Annotated in this window: 8 protein-coding genes and 1 pseudogene; 6 read left to right on the top strand and 3 right to left on the bottom strand. The window is 67.7% G+C overall.

Annotation, left to right across the window (positions count from 1 at the left end; genetic code table 11):
• Positions 1-319 precede the first annotated feature (319 nt).
• The 4 genes and pseudogenes from ABZZ74_RS45815 (at position 320) to ABZZ74_RS45800 (ending at position 2,948) form a co-directional block, all read left to right on the top strand.
• Entirely contained in the window at positions 320-700 is a 381-nt protein-coding gene (locus tag ABZZ74_RS45815) for a hypothetical protein (RefSeq protein WP_356950057.1), read from the top strand.
• A gap of 600 nt (positions 701-1,300) precedes the next feature.
• Positions 1,301-1,624, top strand: coding sequence for a DUF4158 domain-containing protein (locus tag ABZZ74_RS45810; RefSeq protein WP_356950056.1), 324 nt, complete (start codon positions 1,301-1,303; stop codon positions 1,622-1,624).
• Positions 1,625-1,644: 20 nt separating this feature from the next.
• The gene (locus ABZZ74_RS45805) at positions 1,645-1,938 is read left to right on the top strand and encodes a hypothetical protein (protein WP_356950055.1); all 294 of its coding nucleotides are present in this window, start codon (positions 1,645-1,647) and stop codon (positions 1,936-1,938) included.
• A gap of 89 nt (positions 1,939-2,027) precedes the next feature.
• Positions 2,028-2,948 (top strand): annotated as a pseudogene (locus ABZZ74_RS45800) (Tn3 family transposase).
• A 155-nt stretch (positions 2,949-3,103) separates the two neighbouring features.
• Here ABZZ74_RS45800 and ABZZ74_RS45795 read toward each other — a convergent pair.
• Positions 3,104-4,093 (bottom strand): aldo/keto reductase, encoded by a 990-nt coding sequence (locus ABZZ74_RS45795; RefSeq protein ID WP_356950054.1) that lies wholly within the window; start codon positions 4,091-4,093, stop codon positions 3,104-3,106.
• A 51-nt stretch (positions 4,094-4,144) separates the two neighbouring features.
• Positions 4,145-4,732 (bottom strand): flavodoxin family protein, encoded by a 588-nt coding sequence (locus tag ABZZ74_RS45790; protein ID WP_356950053.1) that lies wholly within the window; start codon positions 4,730-4,732, stop codon positions 4,145-4,147.
• A gap of 239 nt (positions 4,733-4,971) precedes the next feature.
• On the opposite strand from ABZZ74_RS45790, the gene ABZZ74_RS45785 reads away from it, so the two are divergent.
• Entirely contained in the window at positions 4,972-5,679 is a 708-nt protein-coding gene (locus tag ABZZ74_RS45785; RefSeq protein ID WP_188275053.1) for a TetR/AcrR family transcriptional regulator, read from the top strand.
• Between the two features lie 71 nt (positions 5,680-5,750).
• On the opposite strand, the gene ABZZ74_RS45780 is transcribed toward ABZZ74_RS45785, so the two are convergent.
• On the bottom strand, positions 5,751-5,903 hold the full coding sequence (locus ABZZ74_RS45780) for a hypothetical protein (RefSeq protein ID WP_356950052.1): 153 nt from the start codon (positions 5,901-5,903) through the stop codon (positions 5,751-5,753).
• 357 nt (positions 5,904-6,260) lie between these two features.
• On the opposite strand from ABZZ74_RS45780, the gene ABZZ74_RS45775 reads away from it, so the two are divergent.
• Positions 6,261-7,175, top strand: coding sequence for a DUF2236 domain-containing protein (locus ABZZ74_RS45775; protein ID WP_356950051.1), 915 nt, complete (start codon positions 6,261-6,263; stop codon positions 7,173-7,175).
• Positions 7,176-7,260: the final 85 nt, after the last annotated feature.

The following is a 7,260-nucleotide window of genomic DNA, read 5'->3' as shown; positions in this document are numbered from 1 at the left end:
GCCACCAGCGACAACGACTGAAACGACCAAGCCGAAGACACCCGGGTCAGATTTCAACCGACCAAAGTGGGTCCAGGTTCAGCCGACGCCGACACTCGCCGCCGGCCCAGCACGGCATCGTTCACGATGGGCGTCTGTCTGGCGCAGGTAAGAAGCTGACCGCAGGACGGGGAAGCCTGGAGCTGTTCAGATCGACCCTTTCGACGGTGGTCGAAGTATGTGACTGGTGCCCGCCGTCCGCTCCAAACTCGGGTGAGCAGAGTCAGCCAGTGCAACCGAGGGGAAGCACATGCGCAAGGAAAACCGGTCAGGCGGCGGCATGAACGTCAGGAAGGTCGGCGCGCTGCTGGCGGCCACGGCCCTCACCGTAGGTGTCGCGGTGGCGACCGCACCCTCCGCGGCTGCAGCCAATCCGTGCTGGTACGGCGGCAGCAACCGCTGGTGGTGCAACAACGTCTCCGGCGCACGGGTGTACGGCACGGTCGGCAACAATCACATCTACCCCGACCCCAACAACGTCGTCGGCTACATGTACTCCAACCCGAGCTGGTTCTGGTGCAAGGAGGACGACCAGGCCTGGGTGGGCGGGCCGCATTCCACCCGCTGGGAGATGACGGTCGCGGACAACGGCCAACTCGGCTTCATGAAGGACACGGCGATCTCGAGCGAGACCGACCCCCTCCCGGACTGCTACGCGTGACTGCCCCGGCAGGCCTGTGAGGTGCGTACCTCACATGCCTGCCTGAAGCGCTGGGGCCCCGGCATTACTCCGGGCCAGTTGACGATCCCTTCAGTGCGGCGGCGCGTGGGACCGTCGCAGGTGAGGGTGTCGCGGCGCCGGCCACAGCTGGCCGGCCGGCCCCGGACGCGTGAGTCAGCAGTTGCGGACAGATCAGACGGGGGCCCAGTTCTGGGTCCCCACCTGAGCGGGCTGAAGGCGTCGCGCACCACGTTGCCGTTGGCGTCGTAGAGGTAGGAAGTGACCGATCCTGTTTGCTTGTTGACGTAGTACCCGTCGCCGTACCAGTTGGACAGGTAGTAGCGGATGCAGTTTTGAAGCTCTCCCCTCCCTTCGCAAGCTCAGGAAGGGGATTCCCGTCTCGCGGCTTTGGCGTCCACGAACTGCCGTTCATGGGACTGTCCCTCAGCACGCTGTTCGGCCCCGGACTCCCAGCTCTGCCCCCAGGGGCAAAGTAACCGGCGGGTAGCTTTCAGATAGTCAGATGACCCGTTTCCTTGCCCTCGGGCGCCTCGTTGGGCCGCCGGGGGAAGCCCGGGGCAGGCGAGGGAAGGGGCGGGTGTGCGGCAAGAGTGGTCGCCGGAAGAGCTGTTGGCGAGCTGGACGCTGGTGGAGGGCGACTGGGACCTGGTGGCGAACAAGAGCGGATCGACACGGCTCGGCTTCGCACTGATGTTGAAGTTCTTCGAGTCGGAGGGCCGGTTTCCGGATCTGTTGGAGGAGGTTCCGCAGTCCGCAGTGGAGTACGTCGCCGGACCGGTGAAGGTGCCAGCCGCCGACTTCGCGAAGTACGACCTGACCAGCCGGTCGGCGAAGAACCACCGCAAGCAGATCCGCGAGGCTCAAAGTTCCGGCCCGCCACCCGGGCGGACGAGGAAAAGCTGATCGAGTGGCTCGCCGATGAGGTGTGCCCGGTCGAGCTGGTGGAGGACCGGCTGCGCGAGGCCCTACTGGTGGAGTGCCGGGAGAGGAGCATCGAGCCGCCGGGCCGCATCGACCGCATCGTCACCGCGGCCCAGACCCGGGCGGAGAAGGCGTTCTGCGCACGGACCCTCGAGCGCGTGGGCGGCGCGGGGGTGGCCCGGTTTCTGGCGCTGGTGCCCGAGGACAACGAGGACGGCGCGGCCCTGCTGGCCGCGCTCAAGCGCGACCCGGGTGCGGTCGGCCTGGATCCCTGCCGGCGGAGATCATCAAGCTGAACGACGTGCGGAAACTCGGCCTGCCTGACGGGCTGTTCGCGGACTGCTCGGAGAAGCTGCTGGCCGCGTGGCGGGCGCGGGCGATCAAGATGTACCCCTCGGACTTCCGGGACACCGCCGAGGACGTACGGATCACGCTGCTTGCGGCGCTGTCCTACTGGCACGTGGAGCGGAAGAACGTCTGCATCTACTCCCAGCTGAAGTCCTGTTCGTCGTCCGAGGTCGCGGCGATGATCGAGGGCCTGCTGCGGCACTGCACGGACGCCGAGATCGAGTCGAACTACGTCGACACCCACCGCGCCTCCGTGGTCGGGTTCGCCTTCACTGAGCTGCTGAACTTCCGCCTGCTGCCGGGGCTGAAGAACATCGGCAGCGTCCGCCTGTACCGGCCCCGCCCGGCTGGCCGGCGCTCGGCGGCTCCCTGACCCGCGATTCGCTGGGACCTGATCGCCCCGCAGTACGACCAGATGGTCAAGTACGCCACCGCCCTGCGCCTGGGTACGGCAGAGGCCGAGCAGGTGCTGCGGCGCTTCACTCGCGGTGGCCCCAAGGACCCCACCTACGCCGCGCTCGAAGAGCTCGACCCCGCGGTACGCACGATCTTCGCCGGCGACTACCTCGCCAGCCCCGGCCTGCGCCGCGAGATCCACGGTGGGCTCCAGGTCGTGGAGAACTGGAACAGCGCGAACACAGTGCTCCACTACGGCAAGGACGGCGCCCTGACCGGCCCGGACAAGGAGCACGCCGAGACCTCCATGCTCGCCCTGCACCTCTTTCAGTCGAGCCTCGTGCACATCAATACCCTGCTGGTCCAGCAGGTTCTCGCCGAGCCCGCCTGGGCGAAGAAGCTGAGTGCCGAGGACCGGCGTGGGCTGACCGCGCCGTTCTGGTCGATCATCAACCCGTACGGCACGTTCCGCCTCGACATGGACAAGCGGCTCGACTTGGGGCTATCGATCACAGTGCCCCGGCCGCGTTTCCCTGAGCCCACCGCGACGATGCCCAGCTGAGTGTTCGGCGCGCCGTCGAAGAGAGTGCCCGAAGCCAGCTCCAACGGCTTCGGGCACTCTCGCCGTGGCTGGCATTGCAAGGCTCCGGTGATCCGGGCCTTACCGGGCCCGTGTGCCGCCGTCGGTGTCCGAGTGCATCTGTCCCAGGGTGGGTCTCAGATCCAGGTGGGCACGTGCCCCTCGGTGTAGCGGGCGCCGAAGCCGCCCTGAGGCAGGATCTCGTCGATGGCCTTGAGGTCGGTGTCGGTGAGGGTGAGGTCGGCGGCGCCGACGTTTTCCTGGATGCGCTTCGGGCCGCGGGTGCCGGGGATCGGCACGAGGTGCTCGCCCCGGGTCAGGAGCCAGGCCAGGGCCAGCTGGGAGACGGTGGCACCCTTGGCCGCCGCGAGCTCGGCGAGCCGGTCGACGGCTTCGATGTTCTTCTCGAAGTTGCCCGGCTGCCAGCGCGGGTCGACGTTGCGGATGTCCGTGGCTTCGTACTGGCCGGCGGGCTTGGCGGTGCCGGTGATGAACCCGCGGCCGAGGGGGGAGTAGGCGACGAAGCCGATGCCGAGTTCGTCCAGGGTGGGGAAAAGCTGCTCGACGTCCCGTTCGAACAGGGAGTACTCGGTCTGCAGGACGGAGACCGGCTGCACGGCGTGCGCCCTGCGGATCGTCTCGGGCCCGGCCTCGCTGAGACCGAAGTACTTCACCCAGCCCGCGTCGATGAGTTCTTTGACGGTGCCTGCGACCTCCTCGATGGGCACCTCGGGGTCGACGCGGTGCTGATAGAAGACGTCGATGTGATCCACGCCGAGGTAGCGCAGGCTGTTGTCGGCGACCTTGCGGATGTTGTCGGGCCGGCTGTTGAGAGAGCCGCCGATCTGCTCGGGCGGTACCGACATGTCGACGCCGAACTTGGTGGCCAGGACCACGTCGTCGCGGAAGTCCCTGACTGCCTTTCCGACGAGGATCTCGTTGGATCCGGTGCCCCAGCCGTACATCTCGGCGGTGTCGAAGAAGGTGACGCCCAGGGCGCGTGCGCGGCGGAGGGCGGCGACGCCGGCCTCCTCGTCGGTGGGTCCGTAGGCCATCGTCAGGCCCATCGCGCCGTAGCCGATCGCCGAGACCTCAAGGCCCTGCCTTCCGAGTGTCCGGTGCTGCATGACTCACTCCTCGGAAAGAAACTAGAAGGCAATTTCTGGCGAACCGTTGTGTCAGTGCGCTGCGGCGGTCAGTCCGGCGCGGTGGATGCGGGTGTGCTCGGCGACGCGCCGGCCGAGGTGGCGGGCGGTGTTGAGGTCTGCGTCGTGGACGGCGGGGGTGTCGTTGAAGCTCTGTGCGCCGGCGCCGAGGTAGAAGCCGAGGCGGTTGTCGTCCTGGGGGCCGGAGGTGGTGGTGTTCCAGCCCGGCAGGAGGTTCAGGCTCACCCAGAGCATTCCGTGCTGGGCCGCCAGGAGCGCCAGGTACTGCAGGGTGTGCAGTTTGTCGCCGCTCATGGAGCCGGAGTTGGTGAATCCCGCCGCGAGCTTGTCGCTCCAGGCGCGGGTCATCCACCGCTTGCTGGTGGCCTCGGCGAAGGCGTGGAACGCCCCCGACGCGGTGCCCATGTAGGTGGGGGTACCGAAGATGATGGCGTCCGCGGCGTCCATCAGTTCCCAGTCAGCGTCGCTGAGGGAGGCGACGTCCACGTGGTGGACGTGCGACCCGGCGATGGAGCGCGCGCCGTCGGCGACGGCAGTGGCAATCTGCGCGGTGTGGCCGTAGCCGGAATGCGACGCGATGACGATCGAGATATCGGACACGGGTGTTCCTATCCTGCCGCGATGCGGCGTGTTCGGCGGTGTGCCGGCAGACGATGAGCTGCCCGGTGCGGCGGTCGGCCGCACTGCTCCACGAGTGGGGACCGACGTCCCGGGCCGGGGTGCGGGGCATGCCCAGGTGTCGCGGGCCGGCGCCGACCACCACCAGCATGGATCGTCGTTCCGCCTTAAACAGTAGCACCGATAAGGCGGCGATACGCAATATGGGATATCGTTGTTCCATGAACGAGGGACGACGCGCCGCGCGACGCCAGGTACTGCAGGTGGCCGCCAAGCTCTTGGAGGAGGGCGGCAGCGAAGCGGTCTCCACGCGCGCGGTCGCCGCAGCCGCGGGCATCACGGCCCCCGCGCTCTACCGGATGTTCGACGACAAGGACGGACTCCTGGCCGAGCTGGCCGCCTACGGGTTCGAGATGTACCTGGCCGAGAAACGGGAGGCACTGGCGCTGACCCCGGACGACCCGGTGGCCGACCTCTACCGCGGCTGGGACCTGCACGTCGACTTCGGACTGCGGCACCCCGCGTTTTACGTGCTCATGTATGGCACTGCGCGGCCCGGGCGCCGGCCCCCGGCCGCGGACGAGGCGCACGCCCTGCTGGTGAGACTGCTGGGCCGGGCGGCCGAGGCCGGGCGCCTCCGGGTTCCGGTGGAGCAGGCGACCCGCGTCATCCATGCGGCGACAACGGGTGCCACGCTGGCGCTGATCGGCGAAGAGCCCTCGCAGCGGGACCTGACCACTTCGGCGCGGCTGCGGGACACCGTCATGGCCTCGGTCACCACGGACTCGCCCGCCTCATCCGGGTCCGACCTGGCCTCGCACGCACTCGCCCTCGATGCCGCACTTGAAACCGCCCTCAGCACCGGGGTACCTCTGCGAGACACGGAGACGGCTCTGCTGCGCGAATGGCTGCAGCAGTTGGCAGACTGAAGGGGCCGCCTACTCCGCAGGCGGTGGGCGTAGTCGGTTACGCCACGGGCGCCGGTTTGCTGGTCGAGTCCCTACTGGTTCGCCGAGCCGAGCCCCCAGGACATGTGCGCGCGTGCCAGCTGGTCGATCATGTCTTCGCCTTGCAGGAGCAGAGTGCTCAGCGCCTCCGGGGCGGGGCTCTGTAGGGCGCTTTCCGGCTTGCCGGCTCGCTTGACCAATCCCATGCGGCGAAGTCTGTCAGGACGGTTCCGGGGCGGTGGCACCGACCTCCGCTCGGGCGCCGTGCACCACCTTGTCGGCATCCTCCACGGCTGCCTCAAAACCCGAACCACCTACGACGAAGCGACCGCCTGGTCGCACCACGCCCACACCCCTGCCGCTTGACCCCAAACGACATGGGGTGTCTGACCTGACGGAGTGACCGGCTCCGAGGCAGGGGAGCGCCTTCGGCGAGAGTTCCGCCAAGCGCGTAAGCCTGGCACCGGGAACCCGGTTCGTCACGGCTGCGTCTCTCGGTGCAGCACCACCGACTTGGCATCAATTCCTGTAGCGGCCACGGCAGATCACCCCATGGCCTTGAGATGGAGGAACCAACTTTGCGCCGTGGCTACAAGTGGGTGGATCGCGAGTTGGCCCGCATGGATCCGGACACCGAGTGGGAGAGGATGATCGCGCTCTACGTCAGCCACCGGGTACCCGAGTTCGCCCTGGCGATGATGATCTATCCGGGAACCATGCACATGATGCAACCGTCCCTCGGGGCAGCCACGTTGGACCACACGCGAAAACTGGAGACGAAGCCGTACCGGCGCTTCCAGGACGGCAACGACTTCCTGGTGGCCTGGATGGTGGACGGCGTGTCCAGCTCGGCGGGCCGCGCAGCCGCTGAGCGGCTGAATCGCATCCATCTGGCCGTGGCCCGAAAAACGCCGAACTTACCCGGCAACTTCGACGACATCGACGACTTCGTCTATCCGCTGGTCCTGCTGGCCACCTTTGCCCACCGACTCCAGGCCTCGCTGGGTCTGCCCGGTATCCCCGAACACATGCAACGTGCTTGGCACCACTGGGCGCAGGCCGTCTTCAGCATCCTGGAACGCGAATCCGGGCCCCTCGCCGAGGAGCCCTTCCCCGAGGACTGGCAGGCCATGGAGGAGTTCGCCCGGAAATTCGACTCCCGGCCCTACGAGCCGACCGATTCCGGGCACCGTGTCGCCACCGCGATGATGCACTTCTTCGCCGAGCGCTGGTTCCCGGCCCCACTGCATGCCTTCGGCCGTGATCTGACCCGCTACCTCGCTGGAGAACGAGTCTGCCAACTGCACCGGATCGGCTGGATCGGGCCGCGCCGCGAGCGAGTGATCCGCCTGTTCCTCAAGATGCTGTTCCTCGCCCACCGTGTGCTGCCTGACGCCCGCACACCGCTGCCCGACCGCCTCCGCCGGACCCGGCGCACCAACGCCCAGCTCAGGGAGCTTGAAACCTACTCCCGCTAAAGGCCCTTCAATACAAGGTAGTTGACTGCACAAGGCCATCTAAGCGCTCCGCTATGCTCGGCCCGTTCGAAGACAACGACGCCCG

The sequence above is a fragment of the Streptomyces sp. NPDC006476 genome (genome assembly GCF_040612015.1).
Classification (GTDB): domain Bacteria; phylum Actinomycetota; class Actinomycetes; order Streptomycetales; family Streptomycetaceae; genus Streptomyces; species Streptomyces griseorubiginosus_B.
The sequence above is the reverse complement of the archived record's forward strand: the minus strand, read 5'-3'. Positions and strand labels throughout refer to the sequence as shown.

Bases quoted from the DNA above. Each gene is read 5' to 3' on its own strand.
- ABZZ74_RS45815 (WP_356950057.1), top strand. From the start codon at position 320: ATGAACGTCAGGAAGGTCGGCGCGCTGCTGGCGGCCACGGCCCTCACC.
- ABZZ74_RS45795 (WP_356950054.1), bottom strand. From the start codon at position 4,093: ATGCAGCACCGGACACTCGGAAGGCAGGGCCTTGAGGTCTCGGCGATC.
- ABZZ74_RS45785 (WP_188275053.1), top strand. From the start codon at position 4,972: ATGAACGAGGGACGACGCGCCGCGCGACGCCAGGTACTGCAGGTGGCC.
- ABZZ74_RS45780 (WP_356950052.1), bottom strand. From the start codon at position 5,903: ATGGGATTGGTCAAGCGAGCCGGCAAGCCGGAAAGCGCCCTACAGAGC.
- ABZZ74_RS45775 (WP_356950051.1), top strand. From the start codon at position 6,261: ATGGAGGAACCAACTTTGCGCCGTGGCTACAAGTGGGTGGATCGCGAG.